At 35.8% G+C, this 26407-nt stretch carries 23 protein-coding genes; 10 read left to right on the top strand and 13 right to left on the bottom strand.

From position 1 onward, the window contains the following. Positions 1–85 precede the first annotated feature (85 nt). On the top strand, positions 86–907 hold the full coding sequence (locus QXK50_01400; protein ID MEM2007820.1) for a hypothetical protein: 822 nt from the start codon (positions 86–88) through the stop codon (positions 905–907). 205 nt (positions 908–1112) lie between these two features. Here QXK50_01400 and hypE read toward each other — a convergent pair whose 3' ends face one another. From hypE to hypF, 4 genes are read right to left on the bottom strand one after another with little or no spacing between them, the layout of a single operon-like run. Continuing rightward, positions 1113–2159 (bottom strand): hydrogenase expression/formation protein HypE, encoded by a 1047-nt coding sequence (gene hypE / locus QXK50_01395; protein MEM2007819.1) that lies wholly within the window; start codon positions 2157–2159, stop codon positions 1113–1115. An 11-nt stretch (positions 2160–2170) separates the two neighbouring features. After that, entirely contained in the window at positions 2171–2464 is a 294-nt protein-coding gene (locus QXK50_01390) for a HypC/HybG/HupF family hydrogenase formation chaperone (protein ID MEM2007818.1), read from the bottom strand. 41 nt (positions 2465–2505) lie between these two features. After that, positions 2506–3732 (bottom strand): hydrogenase formation protein HypD, encoded by a 1227-nt coding sequence (gene hypD, locus QXK50_01385; GenBank protein ID MEM2007817.1) that lies wholly within the window; start codon positions 3730–3732, stop codon positions 2506–2508. Beyond that, positions 3725–6052 (bottom strand): carbamoyltransferase HypF, encoded by a 2328-nt coding sequence (gene hypF / locus QXK50_01380; GenBank protein MEM2007816.1) that lies wholly within the window; start codon positions 6050–6052, stop codon positions 3725–3727. The genes hypD and hypF overlap by 8 nt, the downstream gene beginning before the upstream one ends. A 214-nt stretch (positions 6053–6266) precedes the next feature. Between hypF and QXK50_01375 the strand changes: the two genes are divergently transcribed. Together QXK50_01375 and QXK50_01370 are read left to right on the top strand one after the other, a co-directional pair. After that, the gene (locus QXK50_01375) at positions 6267–7283 is read left to right on the top strand and encodes a carbohydrate kinase family protein (protein ID MEM2007815.1); all 1017 of its coding nucleotides are present in this window, start codon (positions 6267–6269) and stop codon (positions 7281–7283) included. A gap of 462 nt (positions 7284–7745) precedes the next feature. After that, positions 7746–7943, top strand: coding sequence for a hypothetical protein (locus QXK50_01370; GenBank protein ID MEM2007814.1), 198 nt, complete (start codon positions 7746–7748; stop codon positions 7941–7943). Here QXK50_01370 and QXK50_01365 read toward each other — a convergent pair. Next, a complete protein-coding gene (locus tag QXK50_01365; GenBank protein MEM2007813.1) occupies positions 7940–8107 on the bottom strand; it encodes a hypothetical protein in 168 nt (55 codons plus the stop codon). The genes QXK50_01370 and QXK50_01365 overlap by 4 nt on opposite strands. A 1130-nt stretch (positions 8108–9237) precedes the next feature. Between QXK50_01365 and QXK50_01360 the strand changes: the two genes are divergently transcribed. Continuing rightward, positions 9238–9618: a hypothetical protein gene (locus tag QXK50_01360; GenBank protein MEM2007812.1), complete on the top strand. Its 381-nt coding sequence runs from the start codon at positions 9238–9240 to the stop codon at positions 9616–9618. Positions 9619–9905: 287 nt separating this feature from the next. On the opposite strand, the gene QXK50_01355 is transcribed toward QXK50_01360, so the two are convergent. Further along, entirely contained in the window at positions 9906–11483 is a 1578-nt protein-coding gene (locus QXK50_01355; protein MEM2007811.1) for an amidohydrolase, read from the bottom strand. Between the two features lie 351 nt (positions 11484–11834). On the opposite strand from QXK50_01355, the gene QXK50_01350 reads away from it, so the two are divergent. Then, positions 11835–12599, top strand: coding sequence for a phosphoribosyltransferase family protein (locus QXK50_01350; GenBank protein ID MEM2007810.1), 765 nt, complete (start codon positions 11835–11837; stop codon positions 12597–12599). Positions 12600–12698: 99 nt separating this feature from the next. Here the strand turns inward: QXK50_01350 and QXK50_01345 are convergent, their stop codons facing one another. Continuing rightward, a complete protein-coding gene (locus QXK50_01345; GenBank protein MEM2007809.1) occupies positions 12699–13007 on the bottom strand; it encodes an MTH1187 family thiamine-binding protein in 309 nt (102 codons plus the stop codon). Positions 13008–13379: 372 nt separating this feature from the next. Between QXK50_01345 and QXK50_01340 the strand changes: the two genes are divergently transcribed. Together QXK50_01340 and gapN are read left to right on the top strand one after the other, a co-directional pair. Further along, positions 13380–14762 (top strand): AAA family ATPase, encoded by a 1383-nt coding sequence (locus tag QXK50_01340; GenBank protein MEM2007808.1) that lies wholly within the window; start codon positions 13380–13382, stop codon positions 14760–14762. Positions 14763–15294: 532 nt separating this feature from the next. Then, the gene (gene gapN, locus QXK50_01335; protein ID MEM2007807.1) at positions 15295–16821 is read left to right on the top strand and encodes an NADP-dependent glyceraldehyde-3-phosphate dehydrogenase; all 1527 of its coding nucleotides are present in this window, start codon (positions 15295–15297) and stop codon (positions 16819–16821) included. 99 nt (positions 16822–16920) lie between these two features. Here the strand turns inward: gapN and QXK50_01330 are convergent, their stop codons facing one another. Genes QXK50_01330 through QXK50_01320 form a run of 3 tightly spaced genes read right to left on the bottom strand, consistent with a single transcriptional unit; the run spans position 16921 to position 19099 of the window. Beyond that, positions 16921–17478: a DUF998 domain-containing protein gene (locus QXK50_01330; GenBank protein MEM2007806.1), complete on the bottom strand. Its 558-nt coding sequence runs from the start codon at positions 17476–17478 to the stop codon at positions 16921–16923. A gap of 52 nt (positions 17479–17530) precedes the next feature. Further along, the gene (locus QXK50_01325; GenBank protein MEM2007805.1) at positions 17531–18964 is read right to left on the bottom strand and encodes a hypothetical protein; all 1434 of its coding nucleotides are present in this window, start codon (positions 18962–18964) and stop codon (positions 17531–17533) included. Further along, positions 18965–19099: a hypothetical protein gene (locus tag QXK50_01320; protein ID MEM2007804.1), complete on the bottom strand. Its 135-nt coding sequence runs from the start codon at positions 19097–19099 to the stop codon at positions 18965–18967. It lies immediately after the preceding gene. 261 nt (positions 19100–19360) lie between these two features. On the opposite strand from QXK50_01320, the gene QXK50_01315 reads away from it, so the two are divergent. Next, a complete protein-coding gene (locus tag QXK50_01315; protein ID MEM2007803.1) occupies positions 19361–20911 on the top strand; it encodes a radical SAM protein in 1551 nt (516 codons plus the stop codon). Positions 20912–20946: 35 nt separating this feature from the next. Further along, positions 20947–21252, top strand: a complete 306-nt coding sequence (locus QXK50_01310; protein ID MEM2007802.1) for a PadR family transcriptional regulator — start codon at positions 20947–20949, stop codon at positions 21250–21252. Positions 21253–21304: 52 nt separating this feature from the next. On the opposite strand, the gene QXK50_01305 is transcribed toward QXK50_01310, so the two are convergent. The 3 genes from QXK50_01305 to QXK50_01295 all read right to left on the bottom strand — a co-directional run bounded on the left by QXK50_01305 (position 21305) and on the right by QXK50_01295 (position 25442). Continuing rightward, on the bottom strand, positions 21305–22837 hold the full coding sequence (locus tag QXK50_01305) for an SLC13 family permease (protein ID MEM2007801.1): 1533 nt from the start codon (positions 22835–22837) through the stop codon (positions 21305–21307). A gap of 455 nt (positions 22838–23292) precedes the next feature. Next, on the bottom strand, positions 23293–24417 hold the full coding sequence (locus QXK50_01300) for a TIM barrel protein (protein MEM2007800.1): 1125 nt from the start codon (positions 24415–24417) through the stop codon (positions 23293–23295). A 161-nt stretch (positions 24418–24578) separates the two neighbouring features. Next, positions 24579–25442, bottom strand: a complete 864-nt coding sequence (locus tag QXK50_01295; GenBank protein MEM2007799.1) for a DMT family transporter — start codon at positions 25440–25442, stop codon at positions 24579–24581. 240 nt (positions 25443–25682) lie between these two features. Here QXK50_01295 and rpiA point away from each other — a divergent pair, with 240 nt between their 5' ends. Next, positions 25683–26399, top strand: coding sequence for a ribose-5-phosphate isomerase RpiA (gene rpiA, locus QXK50_01290; GenBank protein ID MEM2007798.1), 717 nt, complete (start codon positions 25683–25685; stop codon positions 26397–26399). Positions 26400–26407: the final 8 nt, after the last annotated feature.

Here is a 26407-nt window from a genome sequence, read left to right as displayed (position 1 = left end):
TCATCAATATCTAGTGCACAATAACAATGGTTCTAATGGTTTATATACCGTATATTGGGAAGTGTTTTGTAGGTGTTGTTCATCTATGTATGCTAAAACATGTACGCTATCGCTTATAGTAGTCCTGATTTCTCTACTAGCTACATCAGTATATTCGCAATCAGTTTCTCTAGGAATAGATGGAAACGATGACGATTGGATTAACTGGGTAAACAATTCTGGAGAGTTGTGGGTATCTCCAGCTGGAAGAGGATGTTATGCACCATCAGTATCTAGAACAGTCTGGTTATGTTGTAACCAAACAGGTTATCCAAGAATATGCCAAATAATATGGAGAGACGATGTAACTGGTTCTTCAGATGATATAGATACTATGAGACTCTACATAGATCAGACAAATATCTATATATACACAAACATCACAAATCCGGCAACATATAGATATGGATGGTTTAATATAAGCTTAGATGACAACACGATATCTGTTAGGTACTTACTATGGTGGTGGGGTACATGGCATGTTAGTATCAGGGTATATGTAAATAATGTAGATAGAACTATTAGTACATCTATCGGTACTAGATATTCCAATAATATTCTTGGTCTTGAGCTTTGTATACCGAGAAATTTTTTAATGAATCTACAAGGAGATATAGAGTTTAGTGGATTAACTTATGTCCGAACTAGAAGGAGACCTAGTGTTCATGATTATGTTGAAGTTACAGTTGATTCCAATACATATACCTATGTAGTGCTCGGTGTATCGAGTATAGGTATTGAGTATGGTTTTATTGGTTCTACAGACAAACCTATTCCCATATCTGAGCCAGGTATTCTAGTGGGTTTCACAGTTCTTCTAACTTTAGTGCTCGTTATCGCGTCTCTATCTAGTAGGTACAGGTTTTGAGGAACTGATGTGCTTGTCTAAGACAGTTCATTTGCTTTGGGTATATCTAGAGCTTTAGATTGTGATGTTTTGTAACTCTATGGTATGGCTATATAGATCAAGTACTGTTTATATTGAGTCTCTAGCTTCTACCATACATAGTGTAATAGAGCATATCGATGTAAGAGTTGCTGTGTTTATGGAGTTTATTTGCGATAATGTATGTTTAGCATATTCTTGGGGTTATTTCTCCTCTTGGTGGTTCAATTACTCTATATCCACCTATAGATGTTTTAGCAATTACGTATCCTCTGTATCTTTCGCTTGATTTAAATTCACCTATTATTTTTGCTTCTTCTGCTCCTAAACTTCTTAGGTGTTCTATGAATTCTTCGGCTATAGATGAATGTATGGAGAAGACTGCTACACCTTCGCTTGCTAGATATAGGGGATCTATACCCAACATCTCTGTATATCTTTTAACACTATCTCTAATAGGTATGCTTTTCTCATCTATAATGGCTACGAGACCTGTTCTAGTTACCCATTCGTTTAGAGTACCTGCTAATCCACCTCTTGTTGGATCTCTAGCAGCTGTGATGTATTCTCCGTATTTCTGGAGAAGTGGAAGAACTATTCTGGTTAAGGGTTTTACATCGCTTTTCAGCACACCTTTATCGAACTCCTCGATCTTATCTCTTAAACCCATCTGTAGAAGAGTTATTGTTGCACCGTGATCACCTATATAGCTACTTACAACTATTTTATCACCTGGTCTAGGTCTATCCACTATAACTCTATCAGCTATACCTATAGCTAGCGTAGTTATAACGATTCTGTCTAGATGCCCTTTGGGCATAACCTTGAAGTCTCCACCAATTAGAGCGACATCTTCGTTGATGAGTATAGATGTAAACGAATTTACTATTTTCTCGAGATCTTCTATAGGAAAACCCTCTTCAACAACAATAGAATCCATAACAGCTAAAGGTTTTCCACCCATCATAACCACATCGTTTATAGATCCACAAGCTGCTAGAGCACCTATATCTCCACCAGGAAAGAACGGTGGGTTTACGGTGTAGGAGTCCATAGATATTACTAGATGTTTACTGTTCGGAAGAGGTATAGAGGCTCCATCATCTAGAACATCTATACCGAAACCTTCTCCAACTCTCTTAAGGTTCTCTGGTATACGTTTAAATAACAGCTTAGCTAATAATTCAAATGTCTCTACACCACCTGATCCATGTGCTAGTGTAATTCTATCCATATCTCTTCTACCTACTTCTTCAATTCTTCAGCTAATCTAACTATATTCCTATATATCTCTACATACGATTCACTAAACTCCTCTCCTAGAACTTCCCTAAGGAAAGCTATATGCTCTAAAACACCTTCAGCACTAAGCTTCGATATAATTACACCAGCATGAACTAGAACTATATCCCCTCTACTGATCCTCTCACTAGCTACACCTATAACCACGTCCCTCAACATACCATCACCAAAATCCACTTTAGCTGTCATAGATTCTTCATCTACATAAACAACAACTGCTGGTGTTCCCCAACACATGATCTTCACCAAATCTATATCTCATCAATAGTTAACAAGCTTTAGATATATAGACCAAGATCTTTTGCAATATCATCAGCTATACCACCTACACCAAATCTAGCCCATATAGCGCATGTACCTTCTATAGACACCATACAGGGCCCTATTGGTCTTGATGGTGTACAGCTCTTCATGAATAGTGGACATTGTGTAGGTACAGCCCTGCCTAATACTATGTCTCCACATCTACATCCAGGCACAAGATCATGTTCTTCTACAACAGATCCTGCATCCTCTACTCCATACTCTGTAAAAGCATCATACACCTTAAACCTATCTTTAAGTCTTAATCCGCTCTTGGGTATAATGCCTATACCTCTCCAAACATCATCAACTATGTCGTAGACATCTGCAATCATCTTCTGAGCCACCTTATCTCCTTCCCATGTCACAGCTCTTGTATACTCTATAACTGTTCTAGCTTCACCTCTAGTCAACTGCTTAAGTATCTCTGCAATTGATGCAAGAACATCTATAGGTTCGAAACCAGATACTACAATAGGTATACCAAGAACATCAGATACATATCTCCATGCCTTACCACCAATTATTGTTGACACATGACCAGGAGCTATAATACCTTTTATTGGGTTCTCCTCTCTATGAACCTCTATAGTGTATATCATGGCTGGTGGCGTTAGCTTTACTAAACTCATGAACTTCAGATTCTTGGGTAAAGCTTTATTCAGTATCAGTTTAGCATATCCTGATGCAATAGTCTCAAAACCTATGCCTATGAATAACGAGTCTTTGCCATGTGTTTTAGAATCGATAACAGCTTCAACAAGACTTGTAACGATCTTTACAGAAGCTCCTAAAGCTCTAGCTTCACTAAGTGATGATGCACCTCTAACAGGCTTGAGCAATCTAAGTCTATAGGTATCGCCATAGGTGTACACCACGACATCATCTAATGCTAGCTCTACAGCTTTCTCGATATACATTGATGGAGTTACACAAACAGGGCATCCTGGACCTGCCACAAGTTCTATTGATTTAGGTACCAGACTCCTTATACCGAAATGTGTAACAGTCCATTCATGTGTTCCACAGAAGTTCATTATCTTGATCTTGGTGTTTTCATCAAATCTTTCCACTAGATCTCTAGCAAAAATATTCATCTTGTCTATAAGAGCTCTAGCTAATACTGTATTCGATCTAAATATATTCTCTATATTCTTTATAGCTCTAAGGAAATTCATCGAGAGATCTTGTTCTCTATTCATAGCTCACCAACCTAAAGGATGCTACAAGTATCTGTCCTAGAGCTATACCTCCATCACCTGGTGGAATTCTTTTGGGTAGAACCACAGCTACATCCTCTTCTCTAAGAACTTCTTTAACACCTTGCACAATATAGGTATTTACAGCGGCGCCACCACCTAGAGCTACAAGTTGTTGAGTATTTCTAAGACCTTTTAAAGCGTTTAAAGCTATCATTCCTAGACCTTTACCCAATCCCCTCAGTATCGTTATAGCTATATCTTCTCTCCTATATCTATCCATATTCTCTAGAACCCATAGAATAAGGTCTCCTGCATCAACAATATAGAGATTATTGTAAAGAGTGATGCGAGGCTCATAATCAAGGTACCTACTACCTCTATCAGCTAAAGCTTCGAGTCTCATTGGTGGCTCACCTTCATATGTTCTCTTTGTGCATATCTTTAGGAGAGCTGAAAAAGCATCGAGAGTTCTACCCATACTGGTTGTAACAACACCTCTACCTCCTCTAGACATTACATATATCAACTCAAGTTCTTTGAAACCATATGGAAGAGCTGAAGATAGATCAAGTTTTTTAACAATATCTACAATCTCTTCGTATCTTAAACCAGATGAAGCCATTAATGCTACCAGTGGTTTAACAGTATAGATGGCTGCAGTATCTCCACCAGGTAGTGTAAACGGCTTGAGAGAACCAACTCTCTTGAAGTTGCTGTAGTTTGTGATGAGGATCTCTCCTCCCCATATACCTCCATCTGTTCCGTAACCAGTACCATCTATAGCTATACCAACGACATTATCTTCTGGATGTACACCATATTCTCCTAGAACAGAAACTATGTGTGCATGGTGATGCTGTACCTCTATAGTAGGTACACCAAACATATCTGATAACTCTTTAGCTACCCTTCTACTATAGTACTGAGGATGCATATCCATTGCTATAGCTTTAGGCTCTATTCTATAGTTTTTAACAAACCATAGAAGCTCTTTCTCTAGGTCGTAGAGTGCTACAGGATCATCTACATCGCCTATGAATTGCGTTAAAATAACCTTATTCTCGAATCCTATAGCTCCAGCTGTTTGTAGATCTGCACCAACAGCTACAGAATCAGGTATGATTATAGCTACCTCTATCCATTCTGGAGCATATCCTCTACCCCTCCTAAGGAACACAGGTTCCCCATATGTAAACCTTACAACACTATCATCGACTCTATGGACTATAGCTCTCTCATGCTCAACCACATAATCTACAACATCTCTAAGTTTATCTAGAACACACTCCAGATCCATACACATAGGTTCTCCATGAATATTGCCACTAGTCATCACCAGAAATCCATCTGGGATTTCGTTTAGAAGCAGAATCTGTAGACCTGTGTAAGGAAGCATTACACCTATGGTTGATAGACCTGGTGCAATAAGTTCTGAAACAGGTGAAGGTTCTCTTTTAGGTAGAATGACTATAGGTCTCTGTGGAGATTGTAGAAGCTCTATAGCTTTTTGATCAATTACCGCTATCTTTTCAGCAACAGCTATATCTCTAGCCATCAATGCAAAAGGTTTATAGAGCCTCTTCTTTCTGTTTCTAAGTTCTGCAACAACATCGTCTCTAGAAGCTAGACAAGCTATATGGTATCCACCAACACCTTTGATAGCCACTATAGCTCCTTCGAGAATCTTTCTAGCTATAAATAGAACCGGATCATCAACATCTATTCTTTCTCTAGAGGATGTATAGATATATGTCCTAGGACCACAAACAGGACAGCTTATCCCCTGCCCATGGAATCTCCTAACATCAGCTGGATCTCTATAGCTCTTCAAACACTTTTCACACATTTTGAAGCTATTCATTGATGTATTAACTCTATCGTATGGGAGATTGAACATCATCGAGAACCTGGGTCCACACCATACACAACTGTTCCATGGATATCTATAGAATCTCGATCCAGGATCAAGTATCTCTTCAATACAGTTGCTACATATAGCTATATCTGGTGGGATCATACTCCTGATCTCTGGTTTTGAACGGCTTTCACTAATAATGAATTCTCTATATCCCTGGGGAACAACCTCCTCTATATACATGTTCACTATTCTTGCATATGGAGGTTTTTCTCGATACAATCTATCTATGAATTCCTCTATATCACTAGAGCTCCCCTCCAAGTGGATCTCGACTTCACTTCCACCAAGATTGACAACATATCCCTTCAGATTAAGCTCGTTAGCAAGTCTGTAGACAAAAGGTCTAAAACCAACACCTTGAACAATACCTATAACCCTAATCTTAATCGCTCTAATATCCACTAGTTAAACACCATAGAGATTATCTAGATGTAGAGATCATTATATGTTTTTAACAAATATCACTATATATCGCAAATCATTTAGAGGATATTAAGTTTATCCATACTGAACACAGAAACAAGTATCTATGATTCAATCCAGTTATAATCTATCAATAATCTGAATATATTTTATATTATCAGCTAACTCTTAGTGATAAGGTGAAAACCAAGTGATGAAACTAATGTTTATAGGAGCATCTATATGTGATATCATTCTAGTTACTCCTTATCTAAGTAAACCAGGAGATATTGTGTATCTAGATAAAGGTATAACGATATCGATTGGAGGACATCCATGCAATATCTCTATAGATCTAGTCAAGCTTGGCTACAAACCATCAGACATATACATTGTGTCTGCAATTGGTGAAGATTTTTGCGGTAAATTTATCGAAGAGAATTTGAGGAATTTTTCTCTAAATCTAAAACTCTTCAAAATCAGTAGAGTAGGATCTAATAAGAACATTATACTGGTAGTTGATGGAGAGGATAGGAGATTTCATGCAGAAGTTGGTGCAAGCATGTATCTACCTCTAGAAGACGTTATCAACTATATTGTGGAAGTTAAACCGAGATTACTCCATATAGCACCAGGACTTCTAGGTGATATAGATACACACTTATCAACTGTTTTAAGTATCGCTAAAGATATTGATGCGGTAACCTTTATTGATATTGGTGTAGCTAAACCCTATGGTAAAGAGGATTGGGGTTTTCTCTTAGAATCACTAAAGTACGTGGATATACTTCACTGCAGTAGATACGAGCTTAAGAATATCTTTGGTACAGAAGATATCTATACCAATATTAGAAATATTCTTGAGAGAGGCGTTAAGATGGTTATCGTAACAGATGGTGAAAAAGGAGCATATATAGCTAAAGACGGCTATGTATTGTATCAAAGAGCGTTTAAAGTAAATGCTGTAGATCCTACAGGTGCTGGTGATGCTTTTCAAGCGGGATTTCTATACAAATTGATAGAGCTAGTTAAGAATAGGCTAGACGAAGACTACATAAACAGTATTGGATATGATGAACTCGTAGAGATATTGACTTATGCGCAAGCTGTAGGAGCTATATGTGTCACAGAACCAGGAACAACAACAGCTATAGCGAGGGAAAATGTGGAGAGACTCCTTAATGAACAGAAAGATTCTGTGATAAAAACTACAACTAGAATAAAACTTTGAATAACAGAATATACAAATATCGATCAATTCAATAATTACTATATACACTAAGACTGTTACTATTATAGAGGATTCTCTACATAATAACTAGCTCAAAATATTGTAGACATCTTCATGGTGAGCTACACGAAATACAATATAAAATCCTTTAGACTGCCGTAATACAGTGATTCATCAGAATGAAAACCAAAATGCATCATGATCAGTAAGTAAAATTTTAAGATAATACTACCATATCAATGACCAATAGATGTAATGATTCCAAGGAGATGCACTCCACAGTATCATCTAGTGCAGAAAGATATATAGAGTCTATTTGTTTTAGGCTATACTATTGACCATGCTTCATTTAAGGCTTTCCCTAATGCTTACTAAGTTATGTTTATACATAATATAGCTGATACCTATTGTTTAAGCAGATACAGTTCATATGCTTCTGCAATTCGTAGAGAGACATAACCTTTGCTTTTCGTCCTAAATTCACTACTTATTGAGCTTAGTGATACAAATCTAGCTATACTTTCACAACACGTAAGAGCTAAAGCTTACGATAAGGTTGGTGAAACTATTTCTAAGCTATTTACGGTTTCTGTGGGTACAGCATCTACTCTATTCATAATCTATGAGACTACAAAATCCCATATTCTCCTTACTCGTTAAAACACCTCTAGAGATTTCGCTGATGGTATAGGGCATGCAGAAACAACGGCTATTAACATTGTAGCATTCGGATCAAATATAGCTCTAGGGTACAGATAACAGTTTTGTGACGATACTCGTACATCTACAATAGCTATAGATATTGAAGCGGTATCGAGCACCATTCTTGATACAATACTATACCTCGGTATAGGTTCTTTACTAGCTATGGATACATACGGTGTAGCTATAGCCGCTTTTCTTACAAGACTTTTCTCTAGATCAATTCTACTCTATATAATAATAAATAAAGTATCCTGAGATCAGATTAGGATCCTCAAAGAGTATTGATCATGATTAGTTTAAGCCTTAGCTTAAAAATAGTTATATCTGTTATATAATGGCCTATTGTAGACGGATTTGCACCTATATTTCAGCAAGCTTTTATTCAACATGTTTTTAGCTTTATTGATACTACAGCATTTGCTACAGGCTTCATGGTACTATATGGCTAACACTATCCTAAGAGACTCCACTACGTCCATAAACATAATGATTAGACAAAGCATAGATGCTGGAAATACTTATCGTACACATAGAACAGCTTTAACAGCTACTCGCACAATATTGCTCTTCATGGTAATAGATTCAATTACTATTTACTTCAGCAGAACTAGCTTAATCACCATTTACTAGCGAATCAAGAATAATGATTGAAACCAAGAGTATTGTGATAGTGGGATGACTGCTTGGAAGAGATCTAGACATATATATGTCAATAACGCTAAACATCACAAGGTTCTGATAACTAGTATGGACATAGAATATATTAATATTATCTAGGAATTACTGACCTATTGGTAGTTATTATATTCCAATATTGTCAACAGAAGAGTTCATATCCATGGACTAGATACTGAAATCGGGTTAAACCTGTAATGAAGTATCGACTCGAGGTAATTAAAACAAGAGAATGAATAGATATGGCTAAGGAAATAGGGATTAATAAACAATACACGTGAATAAGACTAAAACTGAATCTTAATAATGGTTGGATAATAACCTCGAATATAGGATTATATCTAAAGGTTTTGATCAAGATCGTTAAGATAAGTAACATGATCCCTCTATAGATGTTGAATTCCTTAATTATCTAAATTAATCATTCCTTCCCTCTCTACCTCTTTCACCTGATCTAAATATCCTAACCTCTAGGGTTTTTGAGTATTTATGTAGAGTTGAGGCTTAAGAACCTCGATTACATTTATATATACTAAACATAATATGTTTAGTATGGGAGTAAGGTAGGGGGGAAATGAGTACACCATCAACCATTCAAACACCTCCAGAAGCTGAAAGCATAATTAGTTTAGTTAGGATTGCTAGTATATTGGCACTTATCTTCGGCATAATCATGATTATCGTAGGTGTTGTAACGTTAATTGTCATAGTGGGAATAATACCTTTAGTCTTTGGAGTAATAGATATCATTATATATGTTAATTGTAAAGAGATCATATCTCTTGTTGAAGATGGAGAGTATAGAAGAGCTAAAGAGAAAACATTCATATGGATGATTATAGGATTCATACTTGGAGGTATATTAATTGGTATCATCTTGTTAATAGCTTACATAAAGTACGATGAATTGTTAAGACGTGTACAAACTTCAGCACCTACAGGAACATTCATCTAGTACATATCTCTAAAGATAATGAGCTTTAGGTTTAGGTGCTAGTTCATCTATTTTTGTATCTACTATTAATGCTTAGGATTGAGGATCGATATGCAAGAGTTCTAACAACATTATCAATGCTTTATAGAGTTACAGAAAATGGGGATCTAGATCAATTATCAATGGTATGTCTGTAACTCTATTGACTGTTGATATTCATGGCAATACTGCACTTGTTGAGTGTGTTTCTAGTTCAATTAATTAACTATCTAATCCTATGGATTTCACTAATTGTTATCTATAGAGGTTTAATGACCCCAGATACGTTTTCCTCCAATATAGGTTTCGAGTACCTTTATATCTTTAAGCTCTTTTTCATCTATTGATAGAGGATCTCTATTGATCACTATGAAGTCTGCTAACTTACCTACATCGAGTGTTCCTAGATTATTTTCTTCATGCATAATGTATGCTGATCCCCATGTGTATAGATAGAGAGCCTCTTCTATAGATAGTCTCTGGTCTTCTGTATCCTTGTAATGTGGTATGTTCTCGTATTTTCCTCTTGTTACTGCCGCATAGATTGATTGCCATGGATTTATAGGTTCTACAGGGCTATCTGTTCCAAAACCCATTGGTATGTTCTTTTCGAGTAGTGATCTGAAGGGATAGAGCCACTTTATCCTTTCGCTACCTAGCCTCTGCTTGGCCCACCAATCGGATATTGTGAAGTGGGGTTGAACTGCTAGAGCTATTCTTAATCTAGCTATTTCCTCTATCTGGTCTCTTCTAAGTAGTGATGCATGCTCTATCCTGTGTTTATACTTATCAACATCTTTGAGTTCTCTGTACATATCTAGAATAATGTCTATGGCTTTATCCCCTATACCATGTACAGCTAGCTGGAGACCCATGTCGTGAACCTTTTTAGCGAGCGTTTTAAGATCTCTAGAATTGATTACAGGAGAACCACATGTAGATGGATCATCTTCATATGGCTTTGATAGCCATGCTGTTCTAGCACCCAGACTTCCATCAACAAAAATCTTTACGCCCATTATCTTTAGATATGTATTACCAAATCCTTTCTTTAGACCAATGCCTTTAAGAAGATCTAGCACTTCCCATGATTTACCTGGATCTAGATAGACTCTAACCCTTATTGGAAGTCTATTCTCAGACCAGAGCTCAATTAATGCTCTTAAAGCTTTCGCATTACATCCAACAAAACCTACTGTTGTAACACCTTGTGAAGCTATGTATTTAGCTGCTTCAAGTATATACCTCTTATAGTCCTCAACAGATAGAGATTCGCTAATCTTCTCTCTAGCAATCTCTAGTACCTCTTCTCTAACAATACCTGTTGGAACTCCCTTTTCATTTCTTACAACATTAGGTGAAACAATATTCGAGACACCTGTTATCTCCATAGCTCTCGTATTGAGTACAGCTGTATGCATACATATCCTCATCAACATAACAGGTCTATTGCTAACAACCTCATCTATATCCCATCTAGTTGGCCATCTCTTCTCCTCAAATAACTCTTGATCCCACCCAAAACCGAGTATCCAGACAGTTTCAACTTTCTTAGAATACTCTTTGAGTCTCTCTTTTAACTCGCTTATACTTTTAACTCCACGAAGATCTAGCATAGATAAATAAATACCAACTCCATCGAGATGAATATGGGAATCTATGAACCCTGGAATAACAGTTCTACCTTTGAGATCAACAATATCTCCTCCAAAGAGCTTCACAATACTTTCTGCAACAACATTATCACCCGCATAGAGAACTCTTTCACCATCAACAACTATAGCTTTAACCTTCTTAAGAGGCTTAAGAGATAGGTATATATTACCATTAACAAAACCTACAACCACAACTACTCACCAGATTCATTCATAGAGTACGCTGAACATTAAATACTCATCTGCTGACACAACCAATAAACACACAACTATAGAGACTTCCAATAGACAATCATACAATAGCTTTCTATAACTTCTACCAACGATACCTTCATTATGTTAAGCAAAATTTCTAAAGTAAGGTCCATCTTTCTGAGATATCAATTCAATAGTAAATAATCATAACACATAAATATCACTCCATATCTATTCTACTACGAATACTATATAATGTACAGAAACACTGTTTCCATCAGATCCTAAGCTTAATATACTCTACCCATCTGATTAACCAACATAGATACTGTTCCAGGGGACCAGTCTTTGGTTATCTATCCCGTTAAACATGTTTCATGGAATGAAGTTGTTGATTGGAGTATAAGGCTTACCGATAAAGTAAAGTCTAGTGGCTATCTACCTGATGTAGTTGTAGCTATCGGTAGAGGTGGTATTGTTGTATCTAGAATTATCTGCGATCTCCTCGATATAAATAGGCTTATCGTTATACCAATTAGATGGAGAGAAACTAAAAGAACAGTTGGAGAAAGTTATCTAGCTGATCTAGTGAGATGTTTCTCTAGAAGTTCAAGTATAGAAATGTGTATAGCTGATATCGTTAAAAACCTCAGTATCGAGGTTGTATTTGAATACAATATCGATTTGAATGGATATAGAGCTCTAGCCGTTGAAGAAATTTCCGCTACAGGTCTCCATCTAGCAAAAGCTAGAGATATCATCAAGAACATATGGAGAGCAGATGAAGTAAAAACAGCAACACTTATATGGAAAGCTGCTACCTCTCCTCTGAAACCAGACTACACGTTTATAGAGACTAAGAGTTTCGTATGGTTCCAGTTTCCATGGTCAAGAACATCAGATTACCAACAATTCGCTAAAGTAGCTATAGAAGAAGAGTATATGAAGCATGGTAAAGACATATGGACTCTAGAAGATATAGTCGAGCTATTTAGAAAGTGGTATGGATTTGAACCAGAGAGAAGGTACCTTGAAATAGCTCTAGCCAAACTTATTGAACTTGGTACACTAGAAAAAGTTAATGAAATATATAGAGTCAGTAGGGGGCGGTGATTCTTCACCAATCAGATCCGGCCTAGCATACATCATCTAGACATCTAGATAACAATATGATTTCTTCTGAGTTTATATTTCTAGCAAAGATAACCTTGACTATACTTTCAACTTTTCTTCAACACTTTTCACCTTATCTAAAGGTTTCATATCTTTATCGAATCTAACATCTATATACACATGTATTAGAACACGATCAACACCTTGTTCCCTCATACATTTAACAACATCTTCAACAATTAATGAAACTTCATCTAAGGTGTTAATTTCTATGACAGTACCCATAGGTCCCAGGATATAGCTGTAACCTTTTCTAGCTATAGATTCTACAACTCTAGCTATATAGCTACTTAAGCTTGTTGTACTTGTACCTATCGGTATAACCTTAAGCTCTAAAATTATCGCCATAATGAATACACCTCTGTAGCTGTTTCCAGAGTACTATACCTTAAGGTATTTAGATATCTAGTACATAAGGTAATGATCTTAGCTTAAATATCTAGAAGGCTCTACATATATTCAGCAATAATTTCATCAAAAATAGGCTACTGAATACATATCTATATGGCTATTTATTTTGTTTTATCTCATGTATCATGATATTCTTCCAGTATCACAATATACTACTTTATGATACAAATATTAGAGTCTAAATCTAGATGCTAAGTCGAAAGCATCATGATTAATTATACATAAACAAATTATATATAGTTCACCAGTAATAGCAAAGCATTTATTTCGACAGAAACTAATTCTTATATAGCATAGAGAGTAGAGAGTATGTCTACATCGAATTCAATGCCACATAACCTCATGTTTATAAAGATCAAGAACTATGCTCTATTTGATGATCTAGATCTAGAGTTAAGACCTTTAACGATATTTATCGGTAGAAACATGACAGGTAAAAGCTCTCTACTCAACTTAATGTGGATGGTATTATCGCTAGAGCCAGATCTCGAGAAATTTAGAGAAATCATGATCGATCTAGGCTATACAAGAATTGTTGATAATATAATTGAAAAGGCTAAAAGAGGTATGGATATAGAGAAAGAGTTTAGAGAACTTGTTAAATTAGCACTAAAGGTTCTACCTAAAGCTCTAGAGAGCAACTTCAATAAGAGATTTAGAGATCCATTTAAACGCTATCTAGAAGTATTTAGTAGAGATAGAGATGTATCTATAGAGATTGGTGGGGGAGTTCCTGAAGAATCTAGGCATATACTGAGGATAAGTTACGATAGAGTTGCTGGAGTATTTAGGATAGGGTATATAGAGCCCCACGTGGTTCTAGATGTTGCCGATAGAATTGGTGCTAAGGTTGTGCGAGAGATCTTGACGAGATCCTTCATAGGTGTTCAGAGGAATTATGTATATGGTTTTTCACTAGATGTGCAAACTATAGAAGAAGCTGCTATAGTTGAACACAAAGATGTGGAAAAGATACTGATAAACACTATTAGAGCCATAACCACAAGAATTATGCCTCCATGGTTATCAGGAGAAGATAAAACAATCTACTGTATCAATGATAGAACTTGGCTGATCAAGATCTCTGTAAGGTCATGGTCTAGAGCTGAAGAACATATGCTCACATATCTAGAGAGAGCATTCATTAAGAGCTATAACCATTTAATAGATCTACTCTACAACAATATGGTAGATCTAGATGTTTTTAGAGATGTTCTAGCCGAAATAGGGGTAGACGAAGTATCAGTAAAGATCTCAAAAGAATACAAATCTTTATCCATCAGATTATGGAACGATTTAGAACTACCTATCGAGGAAACCCCATCGAGCATCAGGGGGATAATACCAACTCTTCTAGCTCTAGCATCTAAAGCAACACCTGTTGTGATCATAGAGGATCCCGAGATCCACCTCAATCCATCAGCTGTTCACGCTCTAGGAAGAGCCATAATTAAAGCAGTAAAAATGATGAACAAGTATGTCATAATCTCTACACATAACATAGATCTACTCACCAATTTCGTGAAAGCCAGCAAACATGGTTATGATATTCATAGAGAATCAGATGACGAGATTTTATCGCCAGAGGTTATAGCACTATATCTATTCAAATACGATAGAGACATAAAGAAGATAAATATTAAAAGAATTGATATTCTTCAAGAAGGTTTAAATATAAAAGAATTGATGTAGGTTCAGTATAATGATTGTCAACAAATTCATACTTAACCGTTTATGATCAATAGTTCTGAAAGAAGTGTTATCGATAGAGCACAATATATTGTCTAAAAGGGAAAGAGATACATCTTATCGATGTATTTATATAATGGTAAGTAGTATATTAACATTAGCTAAAGATAGAGTACTTTATCTAGAGTAAACTTAGGTTCTCATTAGATATCACTATGAAATACTATACCATAGTAAAGAATAGTATATCTAGAAACTATTAAAAACGTTGTATTCGTCTTTATATGATGTCAAAATTTCTTCAGAATTGATCATCAAGATGATACTGTTTATCTATATGATCTAAGGTTCGTTATTGCTAGATATAAAACTGCTGATTATGAATCTTTAGTAAAGATAAATTCTATAGTATGAACAGCTATGTCTGAAGTGATTTATTATGAGTCGTATTGCTATACTTAGTAGTAACTGTCAATATGAGCATCCTTAAAATATTGAATTAAAGATTTATTGTATTTGAGGGTGGTTTGCCTGTATGGTGTTTAAACTTAGAGGCGATCTATTTAAAGAGATAGCTGAGGAGGTAGATGATGTACATGTATTCAAGACCTTTTTGGCTGGTGAATGGATTTGGGTTTCGGGTAGTAGTTTTATGGATGTTAGAAGCCCTATAGATTTGAGTGTTATTGGTAGAGTTCCTAAGCTTAGTTGGAGTGATGTTGATAGAGCATTAGATAAGGTCTATAGAGTTGGTAGATGGGGTGTAAGGGATCTTCCTGGATGGAGGAGGCTAGAGATTCTTGAAAAGATTGGAGATCTGATTGAGAAGTATCGTGAGGATTTTGTAAACGTCTTAATAGTTAATACTGGTAAAACTCGTTCACAAGCTCAGGGAGAGATAAATGCATCTATAGATAGACTTAGAAGAGCTGATCTAGATGCTCGAAAGATATTTGGTGATTATATTCCTGGTGATTGGGATCAGACAACAGTAGAGACAGAAGCGATTGTGAGGAGAGAGCCTTTTGGTGTAGTTTTGGCTATAATACCCTTCAATTATCCGCTATTTGATACTGTTGCTAAATTCACATATAGTGTTGTTGCTGGAAATGCTGTTGTAGTTAAACCTCCGTCAGTAGATCCTCTTCCAGTTATACTCTTTGCAAAAGTTGTTGAAGAAGCTGGATTTCCTAGAGAAGGTTTTGCTGTATTGACTGTACCCGGTAGAGAGAGTATCAATTTGGTGTCTGATAGAAGGATACATATCATAAGTTTCACAGGCAGTAGTGAGACTGGTAGAAAGGTTATAGCTAGTGCTGGTATAAAGCAGTTCGTTATGGAGCTCGGGGGAGGTGATCCAGCGATAGTTCTAGAGGATGCAGATCTAGATCTAGCTGCTGAAAGAATAGCTCTAGGAATATACAGTTATGCTGGACAGAGATGTGATGCTATAAAGCTCGTTCTAGTAGAAGATGATGTATACCTCAAGCTTAAGGAAAAGCTAATCAACAATCTATCAAAAGTTGTTGTTGGTGATCCAAGAGACGAGAAAACAACTATGGGTCCACTAATAGATACTGAAACTGTTGATAAAATGCTTGAAGCAGTTAAAGAAGCTATTGAAAGAGGTGGAGCCATACTGTATGGCGGTAAGAGATTAGGTGCAACTTATGTAGAGCCAACACTCATAGAAGTACTTGATAAGAATGTACTAAAAGAGCTCAAGCTATATAAAGAAGAGATATTCGCTCCAGTAGCCCTGATAACCAGCTTTAGAGATCTTGATGAAGCTATAGAGCTTGCCAATGGAAGAAGATATGGATTAGATGTATCGATCTTTGGCTACAACATAGATAAGATAAGGAAACTCATAAGATATCTAGAATTTGGAGCTATATATGTAAACGATATGCCTAGACATGGAGTAGGTTACTATCCATTTGGAGGAAGAAAGGATTCCGGTATAGGTAGAGAAGGAATAGGTTACTCGATAGAACATGTTACAGCATACAAAACAATAATATTCAACTATAAAGGAAGAGGGATCTGGAGATATCTATAGTATCAGCATAACTATGATCAGTAGAGTTATTTAGGAATTTATCAATAATCCAAGATAATGGTTTTCTTACTTATCAATTAAGAGATGTATATTGTGCAACTATTGTTGAGACTTTATATACTGTATCGAAACATCTATATAGAAAGGTATCACACAGAATATCGATATTAGTTCGGGTATAGCTGCACCTCTAGGTACTCTATAGACTATATGCAGTATCCATGAAGTTACAGCAATTATTAGAGCTATAGATGCCGAGATCTTCTTGATAATGCTTTTCATTAGAACTGTATAGTTTATGAGTAGAAAGCCTAGTGTTAAGAAAAAGGCTACCGATACCCAGTAGTGAATAACTCCATAGATCTCATCAAATACTGCTACAAGAATGAGTGTATATCCACATAAGGTAGCTAAATAAGCTATGGATCTATATAGCTTACTGATTATTAGAAGCGATGATAGTGCTATAAGGAATCCACCTAAACTCAATCCAAAGTTAAATATGGGTGCCACAGAGCTTCTTGTGGCATGACCCAGATCACTTAAAGCATTATCGAGTATGTTGAACCATGGTGATAACCATATAGAGATAGCTATACAGATAAGAGGAACAAATATGCTAGAGAGGATTAACATAAGACTCATTAATTTCTTCAACCATTCTCACCTAATCTGCTACACCTCTATCTATGTTTCCTAGAAACTTTAATTAGCATTTACTGAACACTCTATCTATAACCTCTCTAGATGGTGGTTTTGTAACCAAACTTACTAGAGGCGGTATCAGTAGGGATAATAGTATTGTTGGCCCAAATGCATAGTAGGTCCATGGGAATTTAAACTCTCCATAAGCACTTACAGCTATAGCTGATGTAAAGCTTGCAATCATTGCTATAGTTACAGCTATAGCTGTTGTTCTCCTCCAGAATAATCCATATACGATAGGCCCTATAAGTACTCCAGAGAGAATAGATGTTGTAACACCAAAGAGAACAATTATCATCTGTGGAGGCTGAAGAGCCATAACCGTGGCTGTAAGAGCTATAATTACTGTAACTATTCTGTAGAAGAGGAATTCATTCCTACTAGAGAATACCTTTTTTAAACCAACTACATCTCTTAATATATGTGTCATTGTTCCCATAATTGCTGTTAATGTTGACATAGATGCTGATAATACAGCTAAGAGAAATATTATATCGAATCCTTGTGGAAATATTCTCTGAACAAGATAAGTAAATGCGTATTCAGGATTAGGCACTTCCGATAGTATAGCTCTAGAGGCTGCTGATGCTAGATTCAGAGATAACGTTAAAGCAACAGTTGTTACTGTCGCAATAACTGTTGCACTTCTAAAAGAAATCCTATCCCTTATGCTTATGAACCTCATAACTAGTGCAGGATTACCCCATCCAAGAAGACCCAAGCTTACATATAGTAGAAATAGTGGCACAAAGTCTCTATAAGGCCATCCAGCAAGTGATGGATCTATAGAGCTAAGAGTTTGATGTAGACCAGATAGCCCGTTTGTAGCAATGAGTGAAAGAATGCATATTGCTATAGCCATAAAGAGCATTAGTACTGATTGAGCTGCTTGTGTCCAAACCTGACCTAGGTATCCCCCTAAAGCTGTATATACAAGAGTTACAGTTATTGTTGCTATAAGTGCTATTGTATAGCTTACTCCAGCAACTACTTCAACAGCTCTAGCTACACCAACCATAATTGATATACAGTAAATGAATAAACCAACAAACATAACTGTAGCAGCTGTTAAACCAGCTAGTCTTGAGCTATATCGTTTCTCTATAAATTCTACAACAGATTTGAATCCCAGCCTTCGAGAAAGAATCATGAGCCTTGGTCCCAGGATTATGAAGGCTCCTAGTGTACCTATCAGTACCACGAAAATATCTTTCCATACTATGGGTAGACCGTATTTCCATCCAAGAGCAGTTGCACCTATGAATATAACAGAACTGAAGTATGTTGTGAAAAACGATAATGCTGTAATTATGCCTCCTATGTTCATGCTACCCACATATAGATCATCAACAGACTTTATCTTGGTCATAGCTATAAGTCCTATTAATGTCATGATGGCTAGGTATACCGCTATTGCAATTATTGTGATAAACATCATCTATTTTTCACCACAGTTATCTGTTTCAACAGGTTTTTTATTGCTAGTAAAATAGTATAGAATTGATATAGCCAGAGCTGTGATATATAGGGCTATAGCTAATGCTATATCCCATGATACAATAAATACCACCAAGTTATTTAGTCACTACCTTGGCTGAGTATAAAAGCTTTAATCATCTTAATAACGTATAGACTGTTTAATAATGTATAAGCAGTACCGAAATGAAGATTATCATTGATGTTAATAGATGTTAATGTGATTGGCTTACAGCAATAGAATTGTGATCAGGATGATTATATTGCAAAAGATATTTATAGTAGATCTAAACATAACCTATAGATAGAGTATTCAGAGTATGAATATACATATAGTTGAATATGTGGTGCATACCCATTGGTTAAAGTAGTGTTAACAGCTCCTGCATCAGAAATGAGCGAATACAACGGTAATCCTGCTATAGCTTTTGTCTCAGGGTTTTCAAAACCGTTTCTAGTACCCAGATTCTTCCTTACCCTAAATCTCTATAGAGATAACAGGGATGGTTATAGAGTTCGTTACGCTCCACTTGGTTTAAGAAGAATTGAGGCATCACTTATAGAGTCTGGTATATTTAGAGAAGATGATGTTGTTGTAGTTTGTCCGGATGATCTTGAAGATGTTGTTAATGAAGATACAAAGGTTATAGGTATAGGGGTTAAAGATCCTCTCGGTTTAGGCTATGTTTCTCTAACATATTCAACGCTTTTGGGGTTAGGTGAACCAATAAATAAGTACGAGTTTATGCGGATAATTAAGATAGTTAAGAAGTTGAAGAAGAAATTTGAGTTTAATGTAGTTGTCGGAGGTCCTGGTGTATGGCAACTCTATATGTATAGCGATCTAGATGCTTTGGGAATAGATGTTGTTATCGATGGTGAAGGAGAGGTTATAACTCCAGACGTCTTTTCAAAGATTATCAATAGAGAACCTGTTGAACGTATCGTTAAAGGTGATGTAGTTCCTGTTGATCATATACCGTGTATAAAGGGAGCTTCAGTATATGGAGCTGTTGAGATATCTAGAGGATGTGGTCGTGGATGTATGTTTTGTACACCGACTATGCAGATGAGGAGAGATATTCCTCTAGAGAAGATTGTAAGAGATATAGAGGTTAATATAGAGAATGGTCAAAATAAGGTTCTACTTGTTACTGAAGACATATTTCTCTATGGATCTAGAATTCCGTGGGAACCAAATGGTGACGCTATAGCCAAACTTATAGAAAATGTCACTAAGTTTAAAGATAGAGGATTAAAACACATCCAGATAACACACATGAATCTAGCAGCAGCTCTCTATAGAAAAGATATAGTTAAATTGATGTCGGATAGACTCTATGAGTTCGCTTGGTACAGTTTTCGTGGAAACTACATAAATACTGTTGAAGTTGGCATAGAGTCAGGTTCGCCTAGAATTATTGCCAGATATATGCGTGGAAAAGCTCTTCCCTATACTCCTGAGGAATGGCCAGATATAGTTTTAGAATCTCTTACTCTCCTTGAAGAAAATGGATGGATACCTCTAGGAACAATCATAGTCGGTATGCCGGGTGAGGATATAGATGATGCATACAGAACTCTATCTCTTGTAGAAAACATACGTAGACATGGTTTAAGAACGTTCCTTGTACCACTACTCTTTGTACCTCTCGGTGGATGCGTATTAAAGGATCAACCAATTAGGAGCTTTAATGAGTTAAATGATGTACAAGTAGCTGTTTTTGCTGAATGCTGGAAACATAACACCAAGATATGGGGTGTAGAGCATTTTAAGAACTATAGCTACATACAAAAGAAAATTCTAAATATATTAGCCAAGATATATCTCGCAACTACTGCAAGAAAGTATCGCTGGAGAAAAAAGATTGCTACGGAAATATATAAAGAGCTTGTAAGCCAGATATAGTATGTCTACAATCTTTAGAAGAAATGTGGTGATATATGGAGACTCTAGATGATATACATAAGTATCTAGAAGAGCCTTTTCTAAAAGGTTTGCTTAGGATCTTAATTCTAGGTACACTTAAGCGTGGCGAGCTCTACGGATACCAGATATACAAGTACGTGAAAAATATTATCAAGTCTAAGATCAGTTTAAGTACGTTCTATACTATACTTAAAGAACTTGAAGAAGCAAAATTTATAATCAAGATTGGGAGCAAGTACATATTGACTGAAAAAGGTTTAAATGCGCTTAGGCTATTTCTATCGAAATATAATGATCTAAGTTCATTTCTATCAATATAGGCACCAAGGCTACAATAAAGCACGAGATGTATTAATATGTAGTGGTCCTCGGTTACCTATAGACGTTATTTATATAGATCCAGAGGATTGATAGAATCATCTGTACAGTTGTTGTTATTAAGGCTATTTTGAGCCACTTCCTCCACGATATACGAATCTTCTTCTTTTCAGCAAGAGATAGAGCTACTATGTTTGCTGTAGAACCTATTGGTGTATAGTTTCCTCCAAAAACTCCACCGAAGAGAAGCGCGAAATATATTAACTGATCTGTTAAACCAGATTTATTAAACAGTATAGCCATAGGTGTAAATGCTACAACTACTGATAGGTTATCAAGTAGTGCGCTAAGTATTGTTGAAGAAATCGTCATTACCATCTCTAATACTACTGTAGTTGCTATAGATATAGTTGTCAAAATGTATGCCATTTTTATTATAGCACCTGTATAGAGAAGAGCATGACCCAACATAAACAACATAATGAAGAACACTATAGAAGACCATTCAACTGCTTTCTGAATAATTGTGCCTATTTCTTCGGGCGGGACAACAACCATCATGCTTAAGACTATGTACATATACGGTATGAATGACAAGAAACTATGAGGGGTTATATCTATCTGTAGTATCGATGAAAGAATATGGACAATAACATCATTAATCGATACAGTTAACACAAATACTGTTAAAAACAATAATCCTAGGTATATTCTTTTTGCTTTAGCATTATATACTTCGGTATAGAAGCTCGATATATAGGCTTCAATACTTTTCTTATAATTCTCTAGCAATGTTTGGCATCTCCTTAGGTACCTATTGACTATAGTTATATAGAGTCCGTAAAGAGCTAGTACATTAATTAAAGCAAGAGGTAACGAGTATCTGATGAACATGGATATAGACATACTTGATGCAAAAAGCAGATATACACCTATAGGATTACCTATGGGTAGAGCAACACTACCAGTATTTGTTGCTAAAACAGATAGTATTAGTAATGGTTCGATCTCTATCTTTAGTACACGTCTAAGCTCAATTACAAGTGCAACTACATATATAATGCTTGTAACTTCGCCAACAATAGCTGATAACACGAAAGAAACTATGGTTATGAATGCCGTGAGTATATATGCATTGAATCTAGAGAGTCTTAGAATCTGTATAGCTAGATACCTAAATACACCAAGTTCTCTCAGTATTCCTGCAAACGCCATTGAACCCACTAGAAACAGTATCAAGTCCCATGAAACAGACTCTATGAAGGTTTTAGGATTAACAACACCCATCAATATCATAATCACCACACCGAGAATAGCTGCAGCCACGCGCCATTCAGTGTGCATAACTATTATCGCTACAACCAACATGAATATAGAGAGTGATAGACTTTGAACGAATACATAGTGATCTGAATTAAGTAGAGAAATACAGTAAGAAGAACTAAAAGACAGGCCAATCTCACTACACCAAAATCCAGCTACGTTGAGCCCAATATCATCAGTTCGTATAACTATAGACTTCATAACGATATATGATGATACTATAAATACTATAAACAGTAGAATAATCTTTACAACCTCTTTCACTTACAACACCTATATACATCACTATGATTCAGCATCTCATAAGTTATATTTGGTTCCAGTTGTACATCAAATATTATAAGCATTTTGTATATGATGAGTTTATAGAGTATGACCGATAAACAATAACAATAAAATATCCTCTTCCATATTTCTCTCCATAGATTCTCTAGAGCTTCTTAAAGTATAGTTTAATACTCTTTGTAATTCTATGACAGATCTATATGTCGATGAATCTATGCTTTAAATAACTTGTCTTCAGACCTAGAGTTAGCAAAATTTATCTAGCTCTAAGACATTATGTACATAGTATGATGGTAGCACCATCTACGTGTGCTACACAGCATCATCTTTAGCTCTAGATAAATAATGATACCACTATACCTGCTCCGATTTCTAAATAGTGTAATAGAAAGCTGAGTAAATATCTGTATAGATCGTGGATATGTGAAACACAATTAGTACGTATATATGATTTTTTTAATTAGGTCTAGTACTTTTGCTTGATTTCCTGTGTCTCTTATTTTTTCTAACACATCTCTATGCCTATATATCTCTAGAGCTTTCTTCATAGAGTTTGCGAAGAATTCCTTAGATAATCTTAGACCATCCACTGGATCCATTCTATATGTGAATTGATCCAGTATATAGGGGCCATCGAAACCTGTATCTATTGTTGCGTAAAGGAAGTCCACGAATTGCCATAGATCTCCTGTTCCAACAACTCTATCTTCATCATTGCTATGTGTTTTAGCTGTATTTATGTGTATCGATAGCAGAGGTACATCAAATAGTTTAGCTAGATGCACAGTATATGCTGGTTCTACAGCATACATAAGCTCATGTCCATAATCTATAGTTATCCCAACGACACTCTTCCCAATATCATCATTTATCTTCTTAGCTATAGCTATAGCTACATGTGTTGTAGGTATGATCATGTTTCCTTCTTTAGGCTCTTTTAATTTAGCTTCAATACAAAACCTAAACCCTTTAGCCATAACCTCTTCTACAATAAGCTTCAGATTATCGATAAACATTTTGAGCATTTTGCCATAGTTAATCTCGAAACTGTAGTCCCAACCATCTTGTCCAGGCCAAAACGATATAACATCTGTGCCAAGTTTTTTAGCTATTTCTATGCTATTGAGTAGAATTGATATTGACTTCTTTCTTAATAATGGATCTGGATTAGTTATAGAGCCTAATCTGAGTTTCGGGATACCACTTAAATCTACTGCAAGAGCTACAGCCATCATATTATATTTCTTTGTGTATTCAATAACTGCATCAACTATTTCCCATCTAACTTCTAGGTCCTCGTTAAGTAGTTCCACATTTATGGGAACAAACATCTTTATACCTGCTATCCTTATTCTCTCTAGCCTTGATATTATATCGGATCCGAGATCAGGAAAATATCCTCTAACCATAAACCTATCGCTAAAACCTCCAGCTGCCCATGTACCGCTTCCAAACCTTATATCGAATGTTTCTAAAAATCTATCCACGGTCTCTCCTTCAAGAAAGCCTTTAAATTCATCAAGTCTATTTAGAATATCCAATTTAACTATGGTACACACCCCCTATTCGTCAACATGTAAACCACTAATATATAAATCTTATTGATTTATTTAACAATTTCCCTAACCTTAATTTTTGTAAATAGTTCTTCCTCAATACAATTCATCAATGCCTAGTACTCAACACTAGATTCGTGATGTTTTCCAAAAATATGACGATATTAAGTATATGCATTTGGTGCATAACTCATCGCTATATAGGATGCTAAAACAATCATTATTCCTCCAACTATTCTAACAATATCTATTTCTTCACCATATAGAGATATAGAGAACAATAATGCAAAGAAAGGCTCAAGAAGATAGATTACTGAAGCTATAGCTGGAGCTACATACCTTTGTCCAATAACCTGCAGTAATGAAGCCACTATAGAACACGCTATAGCTAGATAGATTATGTACATCCATGAATTTAGCACTATATTCATCGGATTATCGTATAGAATTGTCCAAGGAGCTATGACGAGTGAAGGTATAAACATTCCATAGAGGAAGTCAATATAATTCTTACTATGTCTACTGTATTTCGATACAAGAAGTATCTGGATAGCCCAAGCTATAGATCCAAAGAAGACCAATATCTCACCTAAACCAATACCACCACTAGGTGACGTGACTATGAATAGACCGATGAGTGAAAGCACAAGTGCCGCTAGAAGATATCGATTATAGGCTCTCTTCACGAAAGCACAATATGTATGTATATGAACTGTATTTAAACCTGTAATAAAAGCACTAGTTGATGGAAATGTATACCTTGTTCCAAGACCCTGAAGAAGAAGACCAAACATATACGCTACACCAGTAACAATACCTCCTATAAAATCTCTATAGCTGAAGATACTCCCCATCTTTTTAAACAATATCACAGGCGTAAGCATCGCTACAGCAAAAAAAGATCTATAGAAGGTGTAGCCAAATGCTGAAACATTTTCTACAGAAAGTTTTATGAAAACAAAGGAACTACCCCATAAAATAGTCGCAATTATGAGCATTGTATAACCATACAAGATTCTAGACTTCATCACCATACAGATCCATTTATCTCACCATTATTGTTGTCTAAAAATATTTTCATTATGTTCAATGAAATTTAAATTGACCTGAAGCTATATCAACCATCCAACTTTATTATATTTTATACTCATTATCTCTCTGTATTACATTATTGGAGTAATAGAGAATATATACTAAATCATGTATATATACTTAAAATCTGGTGCAAGTGCTAAATATAACTAAATAGATCCTGTATGGGTTATACAATGTCTACAGATATTTCGCAAGCAAAACGTAAAGCTGTTGAAGAGGCTATGAAAATTTTGCTAAGCTTTAGGAGAGAGGTAATAGGTATTGGAACAGGATCTACAGTTGATATGTTTATAGATCTTATGTCATCATCTAGCCATCTCTTTATAGAGTCATACTTTGTATGTGCATCTGCATATACATGTAGAAGGCTCTCTGAAAACGGATCCAATGTTCTAGATATATCTAATGTTGATGCCATAGATGTGTATATCGATGGAGCTGACGAGGTTGATCCAGAACTAAACATGATTAAAGGTGGAGGAGGTGCTCTAACGCTTGAGAAAATTATAGCTTCTGCTGCTAAAACTAAGATATATATTGTAGATTACACCAAGCTCGTGAAAAATCTCGGAGAAAAACATCCAATACCCATAGAAGTTCTTCCGCATGCTCTATCCATAGTTTATCGAAAGTTGAAGGAAATGGATCTAAATCCATCTATAAGAAGCTCTAGAGAAGGTAAATATGGATTTGTAGTAGCAGATACCGGAGGAATAATAATCGATATATACCCGAAAACGAGAATTGATCCACAATCACTTAACATAAAGCTAAAGAGTTTGCCAGGAGTTATAGAGACAGGCATCTTTACGAAAGATCTTGTGGATATAGTTGTAGTTGGATACCAAGATGTAGTGACGATATCAAGAAAGCTTATTTCTGATTATTAATATCAGAC

This window comes from Ignisphaera sp., assembly GCA_038831005.1.
Taxonomy (GTDB): Archaea; Thermoproteota; Thermoprotei_A; order Sulfolobales; family Ignisphaeraceae; genus Ignisphaera.
Note: the sequence above shows the minus strand (reverse complement) of the source record. Positions and strands in the feature narration are given on the sequence as shown.